This is a genomic window from Streptococcus mitis (assembly GCF_003942865.1).
Lineage (GTDB): Bacteria > Bacillota > Bacilli > Lactobacillales > Streptococcaceae > Streptococcus > Streptococcus mitis_BI.
Genome location: NZ_RJNZ01000007.1, coordinates 62143 through 84601 on the forward strand (window position 1 = coordinate 62143; position 22459 = coordinate 84601).

Here is a 22459-nt window from a genome sequence, read left to right on the forward strand (position 1 = left end):
TGCTAGAGGAGGGAAAGATGAAAACGAGAAAAATCCCTTTGCGCAAGTCTGTTGTGTCCAATGAAGTGATTGATAAGCGTGATTTGCTCCGCATTGTCAAAAATAAGGAAGGACAAGTCTTTATAGATCCGACAGGAAAGGCCAATGGCCGCGGCGCTTATATCAAGCTAGATAATGCAGAAGCCCTAGAGGCTAAAAAGAAGAAGGTCTTTAACCGTAGCTTTGACATGGAAGTGGAAGAAAGCTTTTATGATGAGTTGGTCGCTTATGTGGATCACAAAGTGAAAAGAAGAGAGTTAGGACTTGAATAAACAAAATATAAGCAATCTCTTGGGACTTGCTCAGAGAGCAGGGCGTATCATATCGGGTGAAGAATTGGTGGTCAAGGCCATTCAAGACGGCAAGGCCAAGTTGGTCTTTCTAGCCCATGATGCTGGCCCCAATCTGACCAAGAAGATTCAAGATAAAAGTCATTATTATCAAGTAGAAATTGTAACCGTGTTTTCAACACTGGAATTAAGCATAGCAGTCGGGAAATCGAGAAAGGTTTTGGCTGTAACAGATGCTGGATTTACAAAGAAAATGAGGTCTCTTATGGAATAGAAGAGGAGGACATGATTTGTCTAAGAAAAGATTGTACGAAATCGCAAAAGAACTTGGAAAAGAAAGTAAAGAAGTTGTAGCGCGTGCAAAAGAGTTGGGCTTGGATGTGAAAAGCCACTCATCAAGTGTGGAAGAAGCTGTCGCTGTAAAAATCGCTGCCAGCTTTAAGCCTGCAGCTGCTCCGAAAGCAGAGGCAAAACCTGCAACACCAAAAGCAAGTGCAGAACAGAAAGCCGAAAAATCTGAGTCAGCTAAACCAGCTGTAACTAAGGAAGAGGCAAAACCTGCTGAGCCAGTTGCTCCGAAGGCAGGAAAAGTAGCGGCTAAACCGCAAAGCCGTAATTTTAAGGCTGAGCGTGAAGCCCGTGCCAAAGAGCAGGCAGAACGACGCAAGCAAAACAAGGGCAATAACCGTGACCAGCAACAAAACGGAAACCGTCAGAAAAACGACGGCCGTAATGGTGGAAAACAAGGTAAAGGAAACCGCGACAATCGCCGTTTTAACGACCAAGCTAAGAAACAGCAAGGTCAGCAAAATCGTGGTAATGAGCGCCGTCAACAAGAGGACAAACGTCCAAATCAAGCGGCTCCACGTGTTGACTTTAAAGCCCGTGCAGCAGCCCTAAAAGCAGAGCAAAATGCAGAGTACGCCCGTTCAAGTGAGGAACGTTTCAAGCAGACTCAGGCTGCCAAAGAAGCCTTGGCCCAAGCTAACAAACGCAAGGAGCCAGAGGAAATCTTTGAAGAAGTGGCTAAGTTAGCTGAACAAGCGCAACAAGTTCAAGCAGTGGTTGAACCAGCTCCTGTAGCTAAAGAAGCGCCAGTGGATACACGTCGTAAAAAACAAGCTCGACCAGACAAAGAACGTGATGATTATGATCACGAAGAAGATGGTCCTAGAAAACAACAAAAGAATCGAAGTAGTCAAAATCAAGTGAGAAATCAAAAGAATAGTAACTGGAATAACAACAAAAAGAACAAAAAAGGCAATAACAAGAACAACCGCAATCAGACTCCAAAACCTGTTACGGAGCGTAAATTCCATGAATTGCCAACAGAATTTGAATATACAGATGGTATGACCGTTGCGGAAATCGCAAAACGTATCAAACGTGAACCAGCTGAAATCGTTAAGAAACTTTTCATGATGGGTGTCATGGCCACACAAAACCAATCTTTGGATGGGGAAACAATTGAACTCCTCATGGTGGATTATGGTATCGAAGCCAAACAAAAGGTTGAAGTGGATAATGCTGATATCGAACGTTTCTTTGTCGAAGATGGTTATCTCAATGAAGATGAATTGGTTGAGCGTCCACCAGTTGTAACTATCATGGGACACGTTGACCACGGTAAGACAACCCTTCTAGATACCCTTCGTAACTCTCGTGTTGCGACAGGTGAAGCAGGTGGTATCACTCAGCATATCGGTGCCTACCAAATCGTGGAAAATGGCAAGAAGATTACCTTCCTTGATACACCAGGACACGCGGCCTTTACATCTATGCGTGCGCGTGGTGCTTCTGTTACCGATATTACTATCTTGGTCGTAGCGGCAGATGACGGGGTTATGCCTCAGACTATCGAAGCCATTAACCACTCAAAAGCGGCCAACGTTCCAATCATCGTAGCCATTAACAAGATTGATAAACCAGGTGCTAACCCAGAACGCGTTATCGGTGAATTGGCAGAGCATGGAGTTATGTCAACTGCTTGGGGGGGAGATTCTGAATTTGTTGAAATCTCAGCTAAATTCAACCAAAATATCGAAGAATTGTTGGAAACAGTCCTTCTTGTGGCTGAAATCCAAGAACTTAAGGCAGACCCAACAGTGCGTGCTATTGGTACAGTTATCGAAGCGCGCTTGGATAAAGGAAAAGGTGCGGTCGCAACCCTTCTTGTTCAACAAGGTACCTTGAATGTTCAAGACCCAATCGTTGTCGGAAATACCTTCGGTCGTGTCCGTGCTATGACCAACGACCTTGGTCGTCGTGTTAAGGTTGCAGGGCCATCAACACCAGTGTCAATCACAGGTTTGAACGAAGCTCCAATGGCGGGTGACCACTTTGCTGTTTACGAAGATGAAAAATCTGCGCGTGCAGCAGGTGAAGAGCGTGCCAAACGTGCCCTCATGAAACAACGTCAAGCTACCCAACGTGTCAGCCTTGAAAACCTCTTTGATACGCTTAAAGCTGGTGAACTCAAATCAGTTAACGTTATTATCAAGGCCGATGTACAAGGTTCTGTTGAAGCCCTTTCTGCCTCACTTCAAAAGATCGACGTGGAAGGTGTCAAAGTGACCATCGTCCACTCAGCGGTCGGTGCTATCAATGAATCAGACGTGACCCTTGCTGAAGCTTCAAATGCCTTTATCGTTGGTTTCAATGTACGCCCTACACCACAAGCTCGTCAACAAGCTGAAGCTGACGATGTGGAAATCCGTCTCCACAGCATTATCTACAAGGTTATCGAAGAGATGGAAGAAGCCATGAAAGGGATGCTTGATCCAGAATTTGAAGAAAAAGTTATCGGTGAAGCAGTTATCCGTGAAACCTTCAAGGTGTCTAAAGTGGGAACTATCGGTGGATTCATGGTTATCAACGGTAAGGTTACCCGTGACTCTAAAGTCCGTGTTATCCGTGATGGTGTCGTTATCTATGACGGTGAACTCGCAAGCTTGAAACACTACAAAGACGACGTCAAAGAAGTTACAAACGGCCGTGAAGGTGGATTGATGATTGACGGCTATAATGATATCAAGATGGATGATGTGATTGAGGCTTATGTCATGGAAGAAATTAAAAGATAAGATTTTTGCTCCTTTCTTAGGTGGTGAGGGACGCAAGCAAACCGATGGTTTCATTGCTTATTTTTGAGCCTAGGGTCTCAAAAATCCCCTGTGATGGGACTGATAGATCAGTTCCATCACTTTCACCACGGCGAAAGAAGCAGATGATTTCAAATTGAACTTCGTTTCAATTTGAATTAAAAATCAAGAAGTTTAAAAATAGCTAGGTCTGCTGGCCTAGCTTTTGGTTCAAAGTAGAGAAAGGAATATCATGGCAAATCATTTCCGTACGGACCGTGTGGGCATGGAAATCAAGCGTGAAGTCAATGAGATTTTGCAAAAGAAAGTCCGTGATCCGCGTGTCCAAGGTGTGACCATCACAGATGTTCAGATGCTGGGTGACTTGTCTGTTGCTAAGGTTTACTACACCATTTTGAGTAACCTTGCTTCGGATAACCAAAAAGCTCAAATCGGGCTTGAAAAAGCAACTGGTACCATCAAACGTGAACTAGGTCGCAATTTGAAATTGTACAAAATCCCAGATTTGACCTTCGTCAAAGACGAATCCATTGAATATGGAAACAAAATTGACGAGATGCTACGCAATCTGGATAAGAACTAAGAAGGAGGGGCACCCCTCTTTTTTGGTGGGGAAAAAGGCAAAAAAACCTGCTGGGGGAATCTTTCTAGACTTAAAAATTGTTAAAAAACTTTATAAAAATTAGATAGTGTGATATTATAGGAAATGAAAAGAGTGAGAGAAAACGATTTTTCAGCAATAGCCAGCAAGGCTGGTATCGTTAATATTTTGAAAGTGTAGTTAAAAGAGGGAAGATAATATGGGACTCATAAAAACTCTAGCTAAAACTTACGGGAATTACTTTTTGACCATGCAAGGTGTAAAAGTAATGAAAACGATAAAGAAAGATGACCATGCCGTTGTCGGTTTTGGGAAACTCTTTATTGCAGACAAGTTAATGGATACGGCTCGGTGGCTCATCAAGCCAGAGGATAAAAAATGAAATTTTTCTGGGCAATTCTTGCCATTCTTTTTATTAAACCGATTATTGGGATTTTGAAATTCTTTTGGATGATTATCTCTTTTGCAGTTCAATTGCTGTTTTACAAGATAGTGTTTAAGATATTGGATTGGCTCTTTAAACTTATTTAGATAGTAATTCAAGTCGCAGATAACTAGCAGGAACTCCACTGCTAGTTTTTTAATCTCTTTCCTTGTGGTATAATAAAAGCAGTAAAATCATTTTAGAACATTCAATGGAGGTCGTCATGGATAATATCATCGATGTGTCAATTCCCGTTGCAGAAGTGGTTGACAAGCATCCAGAAGTCTTGGAAATCCTAGTGGAGCTTGGTTTTAAACCCCTTGCTAATCCCTTAATGCGTAATACAGTTGGTCGTAAAGTATCACTCAAACAGGGTTCTAAGCTGGAAGGAACTCCTATGGACAAGATTGTCCGCACGCTGGAAGCAAACGGCTACGATGTGATTGGATTAGACTAATGGCAAATGAACGGATTCATGTCCTGCGGGATATTTTGTTAGAATTGCACAATGGTGCCTCTCCTGAGTCGGTTCAGGAGCGTTTTGATGCGACTTTTGCAGGTGTCTCAGCCATAGAGATTTCCCTCATGGAGCACGAGCTGATGAACTCAGACTCAGGTGTCACCTTTGAAGATGTCATGGAACTCTGTGATGTCCATGCCAATCTTTTTAAAAATGCTATTAAAGGTGTCGAAGTAGAGGATACCGAGTATCCAGGTCACCCAGTTCGCGTTTTCAAAGAAGAAAATCTGGCCCTCCGTGCGGCCTTGATTCGCATTCGGAGATTGTTAGATACTTATGAATCTATGGAAGACGAGGAAATGCTGGCGGAGATGCGCAAGGGCTTGGTGCGTCAGATGGGACTTGTAGGTCAATTTGACATCCATTACCAACGTAAAGAAGAACTCTTCTTTCCTATCATGGAGCGCTATGGACACGATTCACCTCCAAAAGTTATGTGGGGAGTTGATGATCAGATCAGGGAACTCTTTCAAACAGCTCTAATGACAGCTAAGTCACTACCTGAAGTGCCGATTTCTACTGTGAAAGAAGCTTTTGAAGCCTTTGCGACAGAGTTTGAAAGTATGATTTTCAAGGAAGAGTCCATCCTTCTCATGATTCTCCTTGAGTCCTTTACTCAGGATGACTGGCTTCAGATTGCGGAGGAGAGCGATGCCTATGGTTATGCCATCATCCGTCCGTCTGAGAAATGGGTTCCAGAACGCCAGAGTTTTGTTGAGGAAAAGAGTGCAGGGGAGCCTGTACAGCTAGATACGGCAGAGGGTCAAGTTCAACAAGTTATCGATACACCAGAAGGACAGTTTACCATTACCTTTACCCCTAAGGAAAAGGAAGCAGTGTTGGACCGCCATAGTCAACAGGCTTTTGGCAATGGCTATCTTTCAGTCGAGCAGGCTAATCTCATTCTCAATCACCTCCCTATGGAGATTACCTTTGTCAATAAAGACGATATTTTCCAATATTACAATGACAATGCGCCAGCTGATGAGATGATTTTCAAACGGACGCCATCCCAAGTCGGGCGCAATGTTGAACTTTGTCATCCGCCTAAGTACTTGGACAAGGTCAAAACCATCATGAAGGGGCTTCGTGAGGGAAGCAAAGACAAGTATGAAATGTGGTTCAAGTCTGAGTCGCGAGGTAAGTTTGTCCACATCACCTATGCCGCAGTCCATGATGAGGAGGGAGAATTCCAAGGTGTGTTGGAGTATGTTCAGGATATCCAGCCCTACCGTGAGATTGACACGGACTATTTCCGTGGATTAGAATAAGGAGAAAAAATGAGTTACGAACAAGAATTTATGAAGGAATTTGAAGCCTGGGTCAATACCCAGATTATGATTAACGACATGGCGCACAAGGAAAGCCAAAAAGTCTACGAAGAAGATCAAGACGAGCGTGCCAAAGATGCCATGATTCGCTATGAAAGTCGCTTGGATGCTTATCAGTTCTTGCTTGGTAAGTTTGAAAACTTCAAAGCAGGCAAGGGATTCCATGATTTGCCAGAAGGCTTGTTTGGTGAGCGAAATTATTAAACGAGATAGGTTCTTGATTTTTTACTAAAATCTTGATAGAATATTTATATTAAATCCTTGTCAGAGCAGGGGTTTTTTATTGAAAGGATTTTATCATGTCAAAGAAACTCAATCGTAAAAAACAATTACGAAATAGCCTCCGTCGTGCAGGTGCCTTTTCAAGTACTGTGACTAAGGTTGTAGAAGAGACAAAAAAAGTCGTGAAACGTGCTGAGCAGTCAGCAAGCCAAGCTGGTAAGGCTGTTTCTAAAAAGGTTGAACAAGCAGTCGAAGCTACCAAAGAGCAAGCTCAAAAAGTAGCCAATTCTGTAGAAGATTTTGCAGCAAACTTGGGTGGACTTCCACTTGACCGTGCTAAAACTTTCTATGATGAAGGCATCAAGTCTGCTTCAGATTTCAAAAACTGGACTGAAAAAGAACTCCTTGCCTTGAAAGGAATCGGCCCAGCTACTATTAAGAAATTGAAAGAAAATGGCATCAAGTTCAAGTAATTTTTCTTGTTCCTTGCATTTCCGAAAAAATCTTGCTACAATAGAGCCGTTAGAGGTGTTTTGAATCCCGCATTTTACAGAAAGTGGCGGCGCTGAGAAGTCCACAAATGTGTCAAAACTAGTTGCTAATGGATGCAAAATTGAAATAAAAGTGTCTTTTTGTTTTAAAGACGAGAGTTGCGGGCCTTGCCCGAAATTGGGTGGTACCGCGGATAAACACATTCGTCCCTGTCATGTAGATGGCAGGGATTTTCTTTTGCGTCTTAGTAAAAGGAGGTTGTTATGAAACAATCATTTAAAACTAATAAACTATACTATGGCTTTCCTGTTTTTATTTTAGGATATCAAGATCAGAATTTTGGCTATAACATCACGACCTGTAGTTCCTCTTATAGTCTAGGAGATTGGATTGTGATTGGAGTCGTTGCGAAAGAGAATGCCGCAGAGCAGATTAAGCATTATCAGCAGTTCACCGTGAATATCCCTGATGAAAATCTCATGCTCGAGATGGAGCAGGCTGGTTTTATCAGTCATCAGGAGAAATTGGAACGTTTGGGAGTGCATTATGAAATTTCTGAACGAACTCAGGCACCGATTTTAGAGGATTGTCCAGTCGTTTTGGATTGTCAGGTAGATAGGATTGTTGAGGAAGAGGGAATTTGTCATATTTTCGCTAAGATTGTTGAGCGACTTGTTGATCCAGAACTTTTGGATGAAAAGGGACATTTTAGAAATGAACTGTTTGCCCCAACCTATTTCATGGGAGATGGATATCAGCGCGTCTATCGTTATCTGGACAAGCGTGTAGATATTAAGGGGAGCTTCATCAAAAAAGCGAGGAAGAAGGATGGCAAGAGCTGAATTACCAGAACGATTAGAAACCGAACGACTCGTCCTACGAGTTCGTACAGTGGCAGATGCTGAGGATATCTTTGACTATGCTAGTCTCCCAGAGGTTGCCTATCCAGCAGGCTTTCCTCCAGTCAAAACCTTTGAAGATGAGGTTTACTATCTAGAGCATATCCTTCCTGAGCGCAATCAAAAGGAAAATCTCCCATCTGGCTATGGGATTGTCGTCAAAGGAACCGATAAAGTCATTGGTTCTGTTGATTTCAACCATCGCCATGCGGATGATGTGCTAGAGCTTGGCTATACCTTGCATCCAGACTATTGGGGTCGAGGCTATGTACCAGAAGCAGCGTTTGCCTTGATTGACTTAGCCTTTAAAGATTTAGGTCTTCACAAGATTGAACTGACTTGTTTTGGTTATAATGTCCAAAGTCAACGAGTCGCAGAAAAACTTGGATTTACCCTCGAAGCTCGAATCCGAGACCGTAAAGATGTTCAAGGAAACCGCTGTGACAGTCTGATATATGGCTTGCTGAGAAGTGAGTGGGAGGTAATTTGATGCATCTTTTCATCATTGGTGCTCCAGCCTCAGGAAAAATGACGATTGGTCAAGAACTATCTCGACTGACGGATTCTACCCTCTTTTATAACCATCAAGCCATCGATTTTGCACTAGAAATCTATCAGGATTATACAGAGGAGATGTGGGAATTTGTTCGTGGAATTACCTTTTCTTTCCTTGGAGCAAGTGCAAGAAATCAGCGATCAGTAATTTTAACTGACGTAATTGATTTTTCAAATCAGTACCAGCTGCTGTATTTAAAGCAAATTCAGGATTTATTGGATAACTTTCATCAAGAGATTCTGTTTGTTGAGTTGGAAACAAGTCTTGAGGAGCGTTTACGTCGAAATCAAACGGAGAACCGGTTGAAGCACAAGCCCTTGAAACGGCATATTGAGATATCTGAAAGAGAAATTTTAGAGACAGCTGAAACCCTTCAATTAAATTCCCAACATCAACCGAATGAGTTGCACCACTACTTTAAAATAAATAATACGAGTTTGTCTGCAGAAGAAGCTGCTAAGCAAATTCAAGATAAAATGAATACAATAGAGAAAGGACAAACACATGTCTAAAGAACTTTCACCTAAATACAATCCAGCCGAGGTTGAGGCTGGTCGTTACCAAAAATGGCTTGACGCTGATGTTTTCAAGCCTTCAGGAGACCAAAAGGCTAAGCCTTATTCAATCGTCATTCCGCCACCAAACGTAACTGGGAAACTTCACCTTGGTCACGCTTGGGATACGACTTTGCAAGATATCATCATCCGTCAAAAACGGATGCAAGGTTTTGATACGCTTTGGCTTCCTGGTATGGACCACGCTGGTATTGCCACTCAGGCTAAGGTTGAGGAGCGCTTACGTGGTGAGGGTATTACGCGTTATGACCTAGGTCGTGAAAAATTCCTCGACAAGGTCTGGGAATGGAAAGACGAGTATGCCACTACCATCAAGGAACAATGGGGCAAGATGGGGCTCTCTGTAGACTACTCTCGCGAGCGTTTCACCCTTGACGAAGGTTTGTCAAAAGCCGTTCGCAAGGTCTTTGTGGACCTTTACAAGAAAGGCTGGATCTACCGTGGTGAATTTATTATCAACTGGGACCCAGCAGCTCGCACAGCCCTTTCTGATATCGAAGTTATCCACAAGGATGTCGAAGGTGCCTTCTACCACATGAACTACATGCTGGAAGACGGTTCACGCGCCCTTGAAGTTGCGACAACTCGTCCAGAGACCATGTTTGGAGACGTAGCTGTTGCGGTCAATCCAGAAGATCCACGCTACAAGGACTTGATTGGTAAAAATGTCATTCTTCCAATCGCTAATAAATTGATCCCAATCGTTGGGGACGAGCATGCCGATCCCGAGTTTGGTACAGGTGTCGTGAAAATCACACCTGCTCACGATCCAAACGACTTCTTGGTTGGTCAACGTCACAACTTGCCACAAGTCAACGTCATGAACGATGACGGAACTATGAATGACTTGGCCTTTGAATTTGCAGGCATGGACCGTTTTGAAGCTCGTAAGGCAGTCGTTGCTAAGCTGGAAGAAATCGGTTCCCTTGTCAAAATCGAAAAACGTGTCCACAGCGTTGGTCACTCAGAGCGTACAGGTGTTGTGGTTGAACCACGCTTGTCTACACAATGGTTTGTTAAGATGGACCAATTGGCTAAAAATGCTATTGCCAACCAAGACACAGAGGACAAGGTCGAATTCTACCCACCTCGTTTCAACGATACCTTCCTCCAATGGATGGAAAATGTTCACGACTGGGTCATCTCTCGTCAGCTCTGGTGGGGTCACCAAATCCCTGCTTGGTACAATGCTGAGGGTGAAATATATGTCGGCGAAGAAGCTCCAGAAGGTGACGGTTGGACTCAGGACGAAGATGTCTTGGATACGTGGTTCAGTTCGGCTCTTTGGCCATTCTCTACCATGGGCTGGCCGGATGTCGACTCAGAAGACTTCAAACGTTATTATCCAACATCAACTTTGGTGACTGGTTATGATATTATCCCGTTCTGGGTATCTCGAATGATTTTCCAAGGTTTGGAATTTACTGGCAAGTCGCCATTTAAAAATGCCTTGATTCATGGTCTCATTCGTGATGAGCAAGGACGCAAGATGTCGAAATCTCTCGGTAACGGGATTGATCCAATGGATGTTATTGATAAGTACGGAACAGATAGCCTTCGTTGGTTCCTTTCAAACGGTTCTGCACCAGGTCAAGACGTGCGCTTCTCTTACGAGAAAATGGATGCTTCATGGAACTTCATTAACAAAATCTGGAACATCTCTCGCTACATCCTCATGAACAATGAAGGCTTGACCCTTGAGCAAGCAACTGCCAATGTGGAAAAAGTTGTCAACAAGGAAGCTGGAAATGTCACCGACCGCTGGATTCTCCACAACCTCAATGAAACGATCGGCAAAGTCACTGAAAACTTTGACAAGTTTGAATTTGGTGTTGCTGGACACATCCTCTACAACTTCATCTGGGATGAGTTTGCGGACTGGTACGTTGAGTTGACCAAGGAAGTCCTTTACAGCGACAACGAAGAAGAGAAAGTTATCACACGTTCTGTTCTCCTTTACACTTTGGATAAGATCCTTCGTCTCCTTCACCCAATCATGCCATTCGTGACAGAGGAAATCTTTGGACAAATCTCAGAAGGCTCTATTGTTACAGCAGAATACCCAACTGTCAACCCAGCCTTTGAAGACCTTGCTGCTCACACAGGTGTGGAAAGCCTCAAAGACTTGATTCGTGCCGTTCGTAATGCGCGTGCGGAAGTAAACGTTGCTCCAAGCAAGCCTATCACCATTCTTGTTAAGACAAGCGATAGCGACTTGGAAGCCTTCTTTAACAGCAATGTCAATTACATCAAACGCTTCACAAATCCAGAACACTTGGAAATTGCATCAAATATCCCTGCACCTGAACTCGCTATGTCAAGTGTCATCACAGGAGCAGAAATCTACTTGCCACTCGCTGACCTCCTCAATGTCGAAGAAGAACTGGCTCGTCTCGATAAAGAACTGGCTAAATGGCAAAAAGAACTGGACATGGTTGGTAAGAAACTCTCTAACGAACGCTTCGTAGCCAATGCCAAACCAGAAGTCGTCCAAAAAGAACGCGACAAACAAGCCGATTACCAAGCCAAATACGATGCGACCGTAGCACGTATTGATGAGATGAAGAAACTCGTTAAATAAACACAGAAACACGGTGATGAGCCGTGTTTTTTGGTATAATGAAATCAATATCTATTGATGGAGAAAGTGATGTCCAAACACCCTCATTATGAATTGTTAAATTTAATTGGCTACGGTCTTGCCAAGTTTGACAAGCTTTTTATAAGAGAATTTCAATGTTCTAGCAAGTCGGAGTTTTATCGCTATGTGGTTTCTCTGGGAATTGCTGAAACAACTGGAGTTGTAAAAAATAGAATGGATTTATTTGATCCTTATTTTGACAATAATCGAAAAGGTTGGTGGCAGAAAGCTGAAGTTTACCGTTTTCGTAAAGATTTAATTGATATGATGTTTGGAAATGAAAATGTTCGTAGTTATGCTGAAATCGTTAAAATGTTACTTGCTAGTGAAGGAAAGCGAACAGGCATTACTACCATTGAAAAACCAATAATTAGAACTAAATTCAAACGTCTACAAGAAACTGGAATGGAAGCAGAAAATTATTTTATACTCAACTTTGATAAAGAAGAAAAATTTCAAGGTGGACTATTGACCGATGCCCGTCTTTATGGTGATGGATATGATTTCCAAGTAGATGTTCAAGAACATTCTTATCTTGCTGAAGTTAAAGGAATTAGAAAATCTAAGGGTCGCATTCGATTGACTGCCAGAGAATATGAAAAAGCCAAAGAGTTTAAATCAGATTTTATTTTATCCTTAGTTACTAACCTAGATGATATTCCCAAGCTAGTGTTAATTGATAATCCTTTGAATCATTTTGAATTCCAAAAGAGCATCATAAAAAATGAAGTCATAGAATATAGAAGCTTAGAAGATTTGTGTTAGTTCCCCCTTAACTTTTCTAGTTGAAAAAACGAGAAGTCTTGACAGGTCAACGACTCAATGAACTGGAAATCAACGGTATTGGCTTGACTAAGTTTAAAAATGAGGAAATCGGTATTGAAGTCATCTGGATTGATACCGAAAATCCACCTAGCGATACCATTGGCTGGGTAGCAAAGAAATAAAAAGTTCGCGGTCTTTTTGTTTTGTGTTTTACAGTTTTTTCTTGACAAGTCTTTCTTTTTTATGGTATTCTTTTATGCAACAAGTGTTGCGCAACGAATGTTACGTGAAAGGAGTCTTATGCCGCCAAAGGTTAAATTTAGTAAAGAGGCTATCATTGGGACAGCTTTACAATTGGTGAGAGAAGAGGGCATGGCTAGTTTGACGGCTCGAGCATTAGCGGAGCAACTGGGAGCCACACCAAGAGTCATTTTTGGGCAATTTGCCAATATGGCCGAGTTACAAGCAGAGGTTATTGGTGCTGCGGAAATGGTCGTGGTGGAGTATATTCGTAAGGCCTTAGAAGATGAGAAGCCTTTTCGATCCGTCGGGGTTGCTTATATCCTTTTCGCCTCAAAAGACCCCCAACTCTTTCAATTGCTTTTCCAAAATCCCAGCAAAGATCCGATTCGTCGCTTTCAAGATTTTCTTCCCATGAAGGATCATAGTTACCAATTGGTTCTGGATTCGATCATCGCAGACTATCCTTTGACTGTAGAGGAGGCTGGTCGCTTGTACCAGCATCTATTTATCTACTCACACGGGATGGCTTCAATGGTTGCTTCTGGCATTTATCAATTCAGCATGGAAGAAGTGATTGGATTACTGACAGAGGTTTGTCAATCTCTCATCAAAGAAATGGTAGGAAAGAAATGATTCAACTAGAAAATGTGCACAAAAGTTACGGCCAAACCAAGGTTTTAAAAGGGATTGATTTGCAGATTCAAGATCAGGATGATGTGGTTATCCTCGGTCCTTCTGGATCAGGCAAGTCAACTCTCTTAAACGTTCTGTCAGGTTTAGAAAAGGTAGACGAGGGACATATCCTTATTCAAGGACAGGATTTGGCTCAACTCACAGATACTCAATTGACAGCCTTTAGACGTGAGAAGATTGCCTTTATTTTTCAGCAGTATTATTTATTGCCTAATCTAACAGTCAGACAGAATGTAAAGATGGGGGCAGACCTGGCAAACAATCATGATTTTTTGCAGATTTTCGAGGATTTGGGACTTGGCGATAAGCTGGACAAGTATCCGAGTGAATTGTCAGGTGGGGAACAGCAGAGAGTCTCCATTGCTCGGGCCTTGGTCAAAAAACCAGAGATTCTTTTCTTAGATGAGCCGACGGGAGCCCTGGATGAAGAAACGGGTCGCAAGATTCTCGACTATATCTGGGAGTTAAAGGAAAAGCTTGGTTTGACCCTCATCATGGTGACGCACAACCAAAATATTGCGGATATGGCAAGAACCATCATTCGTGTCAATAGTGGCAAGATTACCGAAGTTGTGACCAATAATCAGCCTCAGACTGCTTATGAGATTGGATGGTAAGCCATGTTTTCAGTAAAAGATATTCGAAAATTAGTTGTCGTCAGTATAATTGGGGCTTGTGCGGTCTTTGTGGCCAATCTCTTCTTGAATTTTTACTTGGATATCGAGCAGTTGGAGATTTCTAAAACCAATCCCATGATTCAGACTTACTATGATGTTCAGATTTCGCTTTCTTGGATGGTTGCCATGGTCAGTGGAGTCGTCTTGTCCTTGACGTCGGTCCTTCTCATGTGTTTTTATATCAAACAATTTGTCGATGATCACAAGGAACAATTAGGAATTTTAAAGGCTTTGGGCTATAGCAATGGCCAATTGGCTAAACGATTTTGGGCATTTGGGCTCAGTTTTGGTGCCGGAGCGCTTCTTGGCTATTTCGCTTCTTTTCTTATGATGGGGCATTTTTATGACTTCCGGAATGAAAAGGGGATCCTGCCAGAAATCACCATTCATTTTCATTGGCAGCTCTTGCTTGCTTTTGTGGTCCTTCCAACGGCATTTTTTATGCTTATCGCAGTTGGTTATGCTAGAAGACAACTACAAACGCCGGCTCTTCGCTTATTGAAAAAGTCCCCAACACCAAGCAAGGTCAAAAGGAGAAAGAGGGCTCCTAAGAAAGAGAAAGACTTCCTAAAAGAGCTGTCTTCGTCACTAATTTGGGGGAGAAAATCTATCCTGTTTTTTGTAGTCTTTGGCTCTATGTGTTTTGCAGCCATGGTTCAATTGTCCTTTGGTCTAAGGGACTACGCAGATGACATCATCCAAACCATGATGATTATGATTGGCTTGATCCTTTCTTTCTCTATTCTCTTTTTGTCATTGGGGATTGTCGTCTCAGAAAGTCGCGAAACCCTGGCTCTTATGAAGGCTTTTGGCTACACAGATCGTGAATGCCAAGGCCATATCCTATCTCCCTATCGTTTCTGGGCCTATCTAGGATTTGTTCTTGGGACGGCTTATCAGTACGCTATCATGGAAATCTTGATTGGTGTGATCAAAGATACGATTCCTGAAAAGATTGAGCATCACTTTGATGGGAATGTTTGCTTCTGGACTTTGATCGGTTTTGCTGTGGTTTATGAAAGCCTCTTTTATCTATCCAACAGAAAACTCCAAAAGCAAACCATCAAAGAAGTACTCTTAGCTGAATAAATAGAGAAGGTTGGATTCTCCAGCCCTTTTCTTATGAAACTCATTAACAAGAGAAGGATTTTTCACTATTCTAGGGAAAATGAAATAAAGGAAAGAAAACGAAGTTACTGGCAGAACCTGAAATGATCTTTTTACTTGTTTTGACGCAACAAATAATCCTTTATCTCTGTAGGAATCCTCTTGCAGTTTGTGGTTGGTATTGGAGTTGCAGCCTTGAGTTATAAATAAATCAATATACCTGTGGTCATGTTACACAGGTCTTTCAATTAGCTGAAATATTTCACCTTTATTTTTTCTTAACCTTTGACTATTCTGCAAAATTATCGTAAAATAAAGAGTAAATGATAAAATGAGGTCAGAGTCTGTTCGCTCTGGCGATAGTAGTATAAATGAGGAGAAACGCTTTGGAATTAGAAGTATTTGCTGGGCAAGAAAAAAGTGAACTATCTATGATTGAGGTAGCGCGTGCTATTTTGGAACTTCGTGGTCGCGATCACGAGATGCATTTTAGCGATCTTGTAAACGAAATTCAAAACTATCTTGGAACATCAAACAGCGATATCCGTGAAGCCTTGCCTTTGTTCTACACAGAGTTGAACTTTGACGGTAGCTTCATCTCACTTGGAGACAACAAATGGGGTCTTCGTTCATGGTATGGTGTGGACGAAATCGACGAAGAAATTATCGCTCTTGAAGAAAATGATGACGATGAAGTAGCACCAAAAGCTAAGAAAAAACGCGTCAATGCCTTCATGGATGGCGATTCAGATGCTATTGACTACAATGCAGATGATCCAGAAGACGAAGATGCATACGAAGCAGATCCAGCTCTTTCATACGATGATGAAAATCCAGATGATGAGAAAAACGAAGTGGAAGCTTATGATGCAGAAATCAACGAAATCGCCCCAGATGACTTGGGTGAAGACGTGGATCTCAACGAAGAAGACGATGAGTTTTCTGACGATGACGCTGAAAACAACGAGGAATAAAAGTTAGCTATTGACAATTATTCTATTTTTAGGTATCATATTGTTCGGGCACCTCTTTTAGAGGTCGGGGCTCCCTAGTTATTAGGGAGCTATTTTTGTTTTTCAAGAAGTTATCTTCTTGTATTGTGGTTGTGAATCTGGTGCAGTCGTCCCAGATTATTCTTATTAATAGGGTCTTGTTTTCTATGTCCCCTCGTAGTTGACAAGACCTTGAGCATTTTAGAAAGAGGAATCTATGTCTACGAAATATATTTTTGTAACTGGTGGTGTGGTATCGTCTATTGGAAAAGGGATTGTGGCAGCGAGTCTAGGCCGTCTCTTGAAAAATCGTGGTCTCAAAGTAACCATTCAAAAATTTGACCCTTATATCAATATCGATCCGGGAACTATGAGTCCTTACCAGCACGGGGAAGTTTTTGTGACAGATGACGGAGCTGAGACAGATTTGGACTTGGGTCACTATGAACGTTTCATCGATATCAATCTTAACAAATATTCCAACGTGACAACTGGTAAAATCTACAGTGAAGTTCTGCGTAAGGAACGTCGTGGAGAATACCTTGGTGCAACTGTTCAGGTTATTCCTCATATCACAGATGCTTTGAAAGAAAAAATTAAGCGTGCCGCTCTAACGACTGACTCTGATGTCATTATCACAGAGGTCGGTGGAACCGTTGGGGATATCGAGTCCTTGCCATTCCTAGAGGCTCTTCGTCAGATGAAGGCAGATGTGGGTGCGGATAATGTCATGTATATCCATACAACCTTGCTTCCATATCTAAAGGCAGCTGGTGAAATGAAAACCAAACCAACTCAACATTCTGTAAAAGAATTGCGTGGATTGGGAATCCAGCCAAATATGTTGGTTATTCGTACAGAAGAGCCAGCTGGTCAAGGAATTAAAAACAAACTAGCCCAGTTCTGTGATGTGGCACCAGAAGCCGTTATCGAGTCTTTAGACGTTGAACATCTTTACCAAATTCCATTGAACTTGCAGGCTCAAGGTATGGATCAAATTGTCTGTGACCATTTGAAATTAGACGTACCAGTAGCAGATATGACAGAATGGTCAGCCATGGTGGACAAGGTCATGAACCTTAAGAAACAAGTCAAGATTTCCCTTGTTGGTAAGTATGTTGAGTTGCAAGATGCTTATATCTCAGTGGTCGAAGCCTTGAAACACTCTGGTTATGCCAATGACGCAGAAGTTAAAATCAATTGGGTCAATGCCAATGATGTGACAGCAGAGAATGTAGCAGAACTCTTGTCGGATGCGGACGGGATTATAGTACCAGGTGGTTTTGGCCAGCGTGGTACTGAAGGGAAAATCCAAGCCATCCGTTATGCGCGTGAAAATGATGTTCCAATGTTGGGAGTCTGCTTGGGCATGCAGTTAACTTGTATCGAATTTGCTCGTCACGTTTTAGGTCTTGAAGGTGCCAATTCTGCAGAGCTTGCACCAGAAACAAAATATCCTATCATTGATATCATGCGTGATCAGATTGACGTTGAGGATATGGGGGGGACCCTTCGTTTGGGGCTTTATCCATCTAAGTTGAAACGTGGCTCTAAGGCAGCAGCTGCTTATCATAATCAAGAAGTGGTGCAACGCCGTCACCGTCACCGCTATGAGTTTAACAATGCTTTCCGTGAGCAGTTTGAGGCAGCAGGCTTTGTCTTCTCAGGAGTTTCTCCAGATAATCGTTTGGTCGAAATTGTGGAAATTCCTGAAAATAAATTCTTTGTAGCGTGTCAGTATCACCCTGAACTGTCAAGTCGTCCAAACCGCCCAGAAGAACTCTACACTGCCTTCGTCACTGCAGCAGTTGAGAACAGCAATTAGCAAAATCAGAACCTTTGAGAAGAATCTCAGAGGTTTTTTGCTTGCATATTTAGGATATAATTTGCAAAATAAAAATATAGTGATATAATTAACATAATAACGACTAAGGAGGAACTACAATGAAAAAAATCACATTATTTGGTTTGTCTCTAGCTGGTCTAGCTTTACTGGCTTTTCCACATTCAGGGCAGGCATTTGAGCTTAAAGAAGAATGGGTTGTTAAGTGTGGAGTGCAGTATCAAGATGGCAAGATTCTTCGGTTTAACAATGGTCATGAAGTGGATATCAAAGTCTTGGATTTGCCAAAAACCGAGAAAATCGAGTGGACGGTTAGTCTCGATGGTCAAGATCAAACTGTCAATTTCCTAGGTCAAGAAAAGGACAAGTCTATGATGGGTGTAGAGGGGCATTACCTGAATTTTTACGTACCTTATGGCTATAGAGGAGATATCAAGGTAGAAGCCAAGAGCGGAAATGAAGTAAAGACCTGGTCAACGAAAGTTGTGGATGATATTCATAATGATAGTGGAAAGAGAGGTTACTATCGTATTGAAGAATCAAATGATCAATACACTTACCTCGATGCTAAATGGGAGTATCACACCAAGACTTACACTGCTACCTTACCAGAGACTGTCAATGGTCAAAAAGTCTTTGCTTGGGCAGACTATGGTAATGGCGAGTTGAAACTTGAAAAACTAAAATCTATCAGTCACAAATATGATGATGGAGGATCTTTCAAAGAGCTTTATCCGATTGTAAAAGCAGAAAGCTGGCTAAAATCAAACCAAAACTGGTACTATCAAAAACAAGGTCAATTAGTACAGAATGCTTGGGTTAAAGACAAGGGAACTTGGTACTTTATGAATGATAAAGGAGTCATGTTCAATCAAACTTGGCTTTATCAAGGTAGCAACTGGTATGCCTTTAAATCATCAGGAGCCATGATTGCGAGTGATTGGCTTTACGATCAAGGCAAGTGGTACTATTTATCAACTTCAGGAGCCATGAAAGCCAGCACTTGGGTTTATGACAAGGGAGACTGGTATTATGTAAGTTCTTCTGGTGCCATGATTGCGAATGATTGGGTCAAAGACAATGGTAAGTGGTATTATCTAGCTTCATCAGGTAAGATGCTTCGCAATACCTACACGCCTGATGGTTACTACGTTGGCAACTCAGGTGCCTGGCAATAAGTATAAGAAGTCCTTTTCCTTAAAGGAAGGGGCTTTTTACTTGCTTTTCTGCTGCTTCCTCATTTGTCCTAAAGCCTTTTTTGTGTTAAAATGAATGGTATGAAAGCTAAAAAAATGTGGATGGCGGGTCTGACCCTGCTTGGTATTGGGAGCCTTGTCCTTGCTACGAAAAAAGTTGCAGATGACCATAAGCTCATGAAGACTCAGGAAGAGTTGACAGCGATTGTACGAGACCATTTTTCAGACATGGGGGAAATTGCGACCCTCTATGTTCAAGTCTATGAAAGCAGTCTAGAGAGCTTGGTTGGTGGCGTCATTTTTGAGGATGGCCGTCATTATACCTTTGTCTATGAAAATGAAGATTTAGTCTATGAGGAGGAAGTCTTATGATACAACCAGCAAGTTTAGAAGAATTAGCATCTTTAGTAGAAAAAGATGGCAAGAAAGTCTTTCTTTTTGTGGCGGATTGGTGTGGCGATTGCCGTTATATTTATCCTGCCTTGCCAGAAATTGAGGAGACCAATCCAGAGTTCACCTTTATTCGAGTGGATCGAGACCAGTATATGGATTTGGCTAAACTCTGGGATGTATACGGAATCCCTAGCCTTGTTGTTCTAGAAAAGGACAAGGAAATCGGCCGTTTTGTCAATCGCGACCGTAAAAGCAAGCAACAAATTAATGACTTTTTAGCAGGACTGAAATAGGAGAAAATAGAAACAATGATTTTTACATATAACAAAGAACATGTCGGTGATGTCCTTATGGTCATCGTGAAAAATAGCGGAGATGCCAAACTGGATGTAGAACGCAAAGGCAAGGTAGCCCGTGTTTTCCTCAAAGAAAATGGAGAAACAGTAGCTTGGAATATCTTCGAAGTTTCAAGTTTATTTGAAATTGCAGAGCGCGGTCAAGTCTTTTTATCAGATGAACAGGTCTCTCGTTTGAACCAAGAATTGCAGGCGGAAGGTTTTAAAGAAGAAATTATCAATGACAAAGAGCCTAAGTTTGTTGTTGGTGAAATTGTCGAGATGGTAGCTCATCCAGATAGTGACCACCTCAACATCTGCCAAGTTGCAGTTGCAAGTGACAAGACAGTACAAATCGTTGCAGGTGCTCCTAATGCGCGTGTGGGGTTGAAAACCATTGTGGCTCTTCCTGGAGCTATGATGCCAAAAGGTAATCTTATTTTCCCAGGCGAACTTCGTGGTGAAAAGAGTTTTGGCATGATGTGTAGTCCTCGTGAATTGCATCTGCCAAATGCTCCGCAAAAACGTGGTATTATTGAATTATCAGAAGACCAAGTTGTTGGAACTCCATTTGATCCAGCTAAACACTGGACTGCCTAAGAAGTTGTTAATATCTGATAGACCAGATAGAAGGAAATAAAATGGCAAAAAATGTTGTGATTACAGGAGCGACATCAGGTATTGGTGAAGCGAAAGTAGTTGCTTGTAATAGCTAGTTTTTTAAAAAATTGTTGTAAAGAAGTAATTTAAGATTTTTAATAAATATAATAACCAAGGTGAAATGTCATGAAATTTAGTCCTGAAAACAAAATAATTAAAGCAATGTTTCTCTCTTACCCGATTATGAGTATTCCGAATTTTCAGAGGGAGTATAGCTGGGATGAGTATTACTATAGACAATTTTTTATGGATTTAATTGAGGGAATAAAGCAAGAGAATGGTAAGCTAATTAATACAGATTATTTTATAGGTACAATGGTTTTTTCAGGTTCTTTGAAAAGTGATGAATGTATAGAGGTAATTGACGGTCAGCAACGACTAACCGTTATCACCATATTATTGTCCGTTATTACTGATAAGTTGAAAAAAATTAATGAAGAAGATTTAGCAGAGGCAACTTTTAAGTATATTAAAACTAAAGATGATTATGGAAGATCTATTCCAAAATTAAGAAGTATTACTTCTTACCCTTATTTTGAAGCTTACGTTCAATCAATGAAAAAATGCGAAATTTCCCCAGCGACAGAAGAAGAAGAGAATATAAAAAATACTTATAATTATTTTGAAGTGGCACTTGAGGAACAAAAATTAAGACAACTAAAAAAATTTGATGATGAGATTACTTATAAAGATTTAATAGTTGCAATTAGAGATCAAATTCTTAAATTTAATGTTATTTCAATTTTGACAGAAGATAAGGAATCAGCCTATGAAATTTTTGAGATTTTAAACGCAAAAGGAAAGAGTCTTGCGAGCATTGATTTAATTAAGAACACTATTTATTCAAAATTTCATGCGGATGATAATGCAAGAGATAAAATTATAGAAAAGACATGGGAAGGAATAAAAGAAACATTAAGAAGTAGGGATAAAAATATTGGATTTGCAACATTTTACAGACATTATTGGCTTTCAAAGTACTCTAAAGAAACTAATTCTAAACTATATGATTCTTTTAAACGACTTATTGAAGCAGATAGAGATTCATACGAAATATTTATTAATGAATTAAGTTCTGAGGCAGAAAGATATTTAAAACTAGTATGCCCAAATATTAGTGATTATGAAAATAGACAAGAATATTATTGGCTTGTTCAGAGTTTGAAAACTATCGAAGAAACATTTGGAGTAACTCAAGCAAGAATAGCATTGTTATCATTGTTTGAACTTAAATCAAATGGTAAAATATCTACAAAGGTTTTAAAAAAAGCTGTAAACTATATTGAAAATTTTATTTTTGCATATACAGGAATATTGAAAAATCAAGCAAATATTTATGAAGCAAGATTCTCTGCTTTGGCGAGAAAATTGCGTAAAAGTGAAAGTAAGGCTGATACAAATAAAATATTAGAAGAGTCTTTGTATGAAGCTTTTAGGGATAGAGTTCCTTCTAAGGAAGATTTTATTTCATCTTTTGCTAATCTTAAATTTTCTAAAAACTTCATTCATACCAACGTGATGACTAAATATGCCTTAAAAAAGATTTCTGCTAGAATGGATGGTAGTGAGATGTTCCATTTGGATTCATCTGTTGAACATATCATTAATGAGGATTTGTCAAATATTGAAACGCTTGAAATTGGCAATTTAATTTGCTTGGAAACAAATCTAAACAAGGAAGCTGATAACCTAACTTTTGAAGAAAAAATAGAAGTTTATAAAAAATCAAAGTATAATCAGATTAGAGTGTTTTTAGATAATCATCTAGAGTTTACGAATGAGAGTATAAAAGAAAGATCTAAAAAACTAGGTGAGTATTATTACGATAACATCTTGAACTTTGAAAGTTAATATTAAAAATAGA

General features: G+C 40.9%; 25 protein-coding genes. All 25 read left to right on the plus strand.

Annotated features, from left to right (window positions below; all coding sequences use genetic code 11):
* Positions 1-17 precede the first annotated feature (17 nt).
* The 25 genes from rnpM (at position 18) to D8845_RS06335 (ending at position 22446) form a co-directional block, all read left to right on the plus strand.
* Positions 18-311 (plus strand): RNase P modulator RnpM, encoded by a 294-nt coding sequence (gene rnpM, locus D8845_RS06205; protein WP_125452851.1) that lies wholly within the window; start codon positions 18-20, stop codon positions 309-311.
* On the plus strand, positions 304-603 hold the full coding sequence (locus D8845_RS06210) for a YlxQ-related RNA-binding protein (RefSeq protein ID WP_125452852.1): 300 nt from the start codon (positions 304-306) through the stop codon (positions 601-603). The genes rnpM and D8845_RS06210 overlap by 8 nt, the downstream gene beginning before the upstream one ends.
* Positions 604-619: 16 nt before the next feature.
* Complete coding sequence (gene infB, locus D8845_RS06215) at positions 620-3412, plus strand: translation initiation factor IF-2 (protein ID WP_125452853.1); 2793 nt, start codon at positions 620-622, stop codon at positions 3410-3412.
* Between the two features lie 250 nt (positions 3413-3662).
* The gene (gene rbfA / locus D8845_RS06220) at positions 3663-4013 is read left to right on the plus strand and encodes a 30S ribosome-binding factor RbfA (RefSeq protein WP_001273601.1); all 351 of its coding nucleotides are present in this window, start codon (positions 3663-3665) and stop codon (positions 4011-4013) included.
* A 217-nt stretch (positions 4014-4230) separates the two neighbouring features.
* Complete coding sequence (locus D8845_RS06225) at positions 4231-4413, plus strand: hypothetical protein (RefSeq protein WP_000522944.1); 183 nt, start codon at positions 4231-4233, stop codon at positions 4411-4413.
* A gap of 265 nt (positions 4414-4678) precedes the next feature.
* On the plus strand, positions 4679-4912 hold the full coding sequence (locus tag D8845_RS06230) for a DUF1858 domain-containing protein (protein WP_049499782.1): 234 nt from the start codon (positions 4679-4681) through the stop codon (positions 4910-4912).
* Entirely contained in the window at positions 4912-6246 is a 1335-nt protein-coding gene (locus D8845_RS06235) for a DUF438 domain-containing protein (RefSeq protein WP_125452854.1), read from the plus strand. Before D8845_RS06230 ends, D8845_RS06235 begins: the two co-directional genes overlap by 1 nt.
* A gap of 9 nt (positions 6247-6255) precedes the next feature.
* Positions 6256-6510, plus strand: coding sequence for a DUF1912 family protein (locus D8845_RS06240; protein WP_000119707.1), 255 nt, complete (start codon positions 6256-6258; stop codon positions 6508-6510).
* Between the two features lie 95 nt (positions 6511-6605).
* Positions 6606-7001 (plus strand): helix-hairpin-helix domain-containing protein, encoded by a 396-nt coding sequence (locus D8845_RS06245; protein ID WP_000038635.1) that lies wholly within the window; start codon positions 6606-6608, stop codon positions 6999-7001.
* A 282-nt stretch (positions 7002-7283) separates the two neighbouring features.
* On the plus strand, positions 7284-7862 hold the full coding sequence (locus tag D8845_RS06255; protein ID WP_125452855.1) for a flavin reductase family protein: 579 nt from the start codon (positions 7284-7286) through the stop codon (positions 7860-7862).
* Complete coding sequence (locus D8845_RS06260; protein WP_125452856.1) at positions 7849-8409, plus strand: GNAT family N-acetyltransferase; 561 nt, start codon at positions 7849-7851, stop codon at positions 8407-8409. The genes D8845_RS06255 and D8845_RS06260 overlap by 14 nt, the downstream gene beginning before the upstream one ends.
* Positions 8409-8987 (plus strand): AAA family ATPase, encoded by a 579-nt coding sequence (locus D8845_RS06265; protein WP_125452857.1) that lies wholly within the window; start codon positions 8409-8411, stop codon positions 8985-8987. Before D8845_RS06260 ends, D8845_RS06265 begins: the two co-directional genes overlap by 1 nt.
* On the plus strand, positions 8980-11631 hold the full coding sequence (locus tag D8845_RS06270) for a valine--tRNA ligase (protein WP_125452858.1): 2652 nt from the start codon (positions 8980-8982) through the stop codon (positions 11629-11631). Before D8845_RS06265 ends, D8845_RS06270 begins: the two co-directional genes overlap by 8 nt.
* A 69-nt stretch (positions 11632-11700) precedes the next feature.
* Positions 11701-12456 (plus strand): DUF3883 domain-containing protein, encoded by a 756-nt coding sequence (locus tag D8845_RS06275; RefSeq protein WP_185757405.1) that lies wholly within the window; start codon positions 11701-11703, stop codon positions 12454-12456.
* A gap of 38 nt (positions 12457-12494) precedes the next feature.
* Positions 12495-12638 carry a hypothetical protein gene (locus tag D8845_RS06280; protein WP_185757408.1) on the plus strand — a complete coding sequence of 48 codons (144 nt, stop codon included), beginning with the start codon at positions 12495-12497 and terminating at the stop codon, positions 12636-12638.
* 118 nt (positions 12639-12756) lie between these two features.
* Entirely contained in the window at positions 12757-13332 is a 576-nt protein-coding gene (locus tag D8845_RS06285; protein ID WP_060627108.1) for a TetR/AcrR family transcriptional regulator, read from the plus strand.
* Positions 13329-14009: an ABC transporter ATP-binding protein gene (locus tag D8845_RS06290; RefSeq protein ID WP_125452861.1), complete on the plus strand. Its 681-nt coding sequence runs from the start codon at positions 13329-13331 to the stop codon at positions 14007-14009. Before D8845_RS06285 ends, D8845_RS06290 begins: the two co-directional genes overlap by 4 nt.
* 3 nt (positions 14010-14012) lie before the next feature.
* The gene (locus D8845_RS06295) at positions 14013-15158 is read left to right on the plus strand and encodes an FtsX-like permease family protein (RefSeq protein WP_125452862.1); all 1146 of its coding nucleotides are present in this window, start codon (positions 14013-14015) and stop codon (positions 15156-15158) included.
* A gap of 404 nt (positions 15159-15562) precedes the next feature.
* A complete protein-coding gene (gene rpoE, locus D8845_RS06305; RefSeq protein WP_033687659.1) occupies positions 15563-16150 on the plus strand; it encodes a DNA-directed RNA polymerase subunit delta in 588 nt (195 codons plus the stop codon).
* Positions 16151-16385: 235 nt separating this feature from the next.
* Positions 16386-17993, plus strand: a complete 1608-nt coding sequence (locus tag D8845_RS06310; RefSeq protein ID WP_125452863.1) for a CTP synthase — start codon at positions 16386-16388, stop codon at positions 17991-17993.
* A 119-nt stretch (positions 17994-18112) separates the two neighbouring features.
* Positions 18113-19189 (plus strand): N-acetylmuramoyl-L-alanine amidase family protein, encoded by a 1077-nt coding sequence (locus D8845_RS06315; protein WP_185757406.1) that lies wholly within the window; start codon positions 18113-18115, stop codon positions 19187-19189.
* A gap of 90 nt (positions 19190-19279) precedes the next feature.
* On the plus strand, positions 19280-19579 hold the full coding sequence (locus D8845_RS06320; protein ID WP_004261162.1) for a DUF4651 domain-containing protein: 300 nt from the start codon (positions 19280-19282) through the stop codon (positions 19577-19579).
* Positions 19576-19893: a thioredoxin family protein gene (locus D8845_RS06325; protein WP_000615777.1), complete on the plus strand. Its 318-nt coding sequence runs from the start codon at positions 19576-19578 to the stop codon at positions 19891-19893. The genes D8845_RS06320 and D8845_RS06325 overlap by 4 nt, the downstream gene beginning before the upstream one ends.
* A gap of 15 nt (positions 19894-19908) precedes the next feature.
* Positions 19909-20535, plus strand: coding sequence for a YtpR family tRNA-binding protein (gene ytpR, locus D8845_RS06330; protein WP_125452864.1), 627 nt, complete (start codon positions 19909-19911; stop codon positions 20533-20535).
* A gap of 186 nt (positions 20536-20721) precedes the next feature.
* Entirely contained in the window at positions 20722-22446 is a 1725-nt protein-coding gene (locus D8845_RS06335; protein ID WP_125452865.1) for a DUF262 domain-containing protein, read from the plus strand.
* Positions 22447-22459: the final 13 nt, after the last annotated feature.

What these genes read in the sequence shown, in the direction of transcription:
- D8845_RS06275 (WP_185757405.1), top strand. Translation starts at nt 11,701, where the DNA reads ATGTCCAAACACCCTCATTATGAATTGTTAAATTTAATTGGCTACGGT.
- D8845_RS06295 (WP_125452862.1), top strand. Translation starts at nt 14,013, where the DNA reads ATGTTTTCAGTAAAAGATATTCGAAAATTAGTTGTCGTCAGTATAATT.
- D8845_RS06310 (WP_125452863.1), top strand. Translation starts at nt 16,386, where the DNA reads ATGTCTACGAAATATATTTTTGTAACTGGTGGTGTGGTATCGTCTATT.
- rnpM (WP_125452851.1), top strand. Translation starts at nt 18, where the DNA reads ATGAAAACGAGAAAAATCCCTTTGCGCAAGTCTGTTGTGTCCAATGAA.
- D8845_RS06320 (WP_004261162.1), top strand. Translation starts at nt 19,280, where the DNA reads ATGAATGGTATGAAAGCTAAAAAAATGTGGATGGCGGGTCTGACCCTG.
- D8845_RS06260 (WP_125452856.1), top strand. Translation starts at nt 7,849, where the DNA reads ATGGCAAGAGCTGAATTACCAGAACGATTAGAAACCGAACGACTCGTC.
- D8845_RS06265 (WP_125452857.1), top strand. Translation starts at nt 8,409, where the DNA reads ATGCATCTTTTCATCATTGGTGCTCCAGCCTCAGGAAAAATGACGATT.
- D8845_RS06240 (WP_000119707.1), top strand. Translation starts at nt 6,256, where the DNA reads ATGAGTTACGAACAAGAATTTATGAAGGAATTTGAAGCCTGGGTCAAT.
- D8845_RS06230 (WP_049499782.1), top strand. Translation starts at nt 4,679, where the DNA reads ATGGATAATATCATCGATGTGTCAATTCCCGTTGCAGAAGTGGTTGAC.
- ytpR (WP_125452864.1), top strand. Translation starts at nt 19,909, where the DNA reads ATGATTTTTACATATAACAAAGAACATGTCGGTGATGTCCTTATGGTC.
- D8845_RS06245 (WP_000038635.1), top strand. Translation starts at nt 6,606, where the DNA reads ATGTCAAAGAAACTCAATCGTAAAAAACAATTACGAAATAGCCTCCGT.
- D8845_RS06325 (WP_000615777.1), top strand. Translation starts at nt 19,576, where the DNA reads ATGATACAACCAGCAAGTTTAGAAGAATTAGCATCTTTAGTAGAAAAA.
- D8845_RS06235 (WP_125452854.1), top strand. Translation starts at nt 4,912, where the DNA reads ATGGCAAATGAACGGATTCATGTCCTGCGGGATATTTTGTTAGAATTG.
- D8845_RS06285 (WP_060627108.1), top strand. Translation starts at nt 12,757, where the DNA reads ATGCCGCCAAAGGTTAAATTTAGTAAAGAGGCTATCATTGGGACAGCT.
- D8845_RS06290 (WP_125452861.1), top strand. Translation starts at nt 13,329, where the DNA reads ATGATTCAACTAGAAAATGTGCACAAAAGTTACGGCCAAACCAAGGTT.
- D8845_RS06270 (WP_125452858.1), top strand. Translation starts at nt 8,980, where the DNA reads ATGTCTAAAGAACTTTCACCTAAATACAATCCAGCCGAGGTTGAGGCT.
- D8845_RS06335 (WP_125452865.1), top strand. Translation starts at nt 20,722, where the DNA reads ATGAAATTTAGTCCTGAAAACAAAATAATTAAAGCAATGTTTCTCTCT.
- D8845_RS06225 (WP_000522944.1), top strand. Translation starts at nt 4,231, where the DNA reads ATGGGACTCATAAAAACTCTAGCTAAAACTTACGGGAATTACTTTTTG.
- rbfA (WP_001273601.1), top strand. Translation starts at nt 3,663, where the DNA reads ATGGCAAATCATTTCCGTACGGACCGTGTGGGCATGGAAATCAAGCGT.
- D8845_RS06255 (WP_125452855.1), top strand. Translation starts at nt 7,284, where the DNA reads ATGAAACAATCATTTAAAACTAATAAACTATACTATGGCTTTCCTGTT.
- D8845_RS06315 (WP_185757406.1), top strand. Translation starts at nt 18,113, where the DNA reads ATGAAAAAAATCACATTATTTGGTTTGTCTCTAGCTGGTCTAGCTTTA.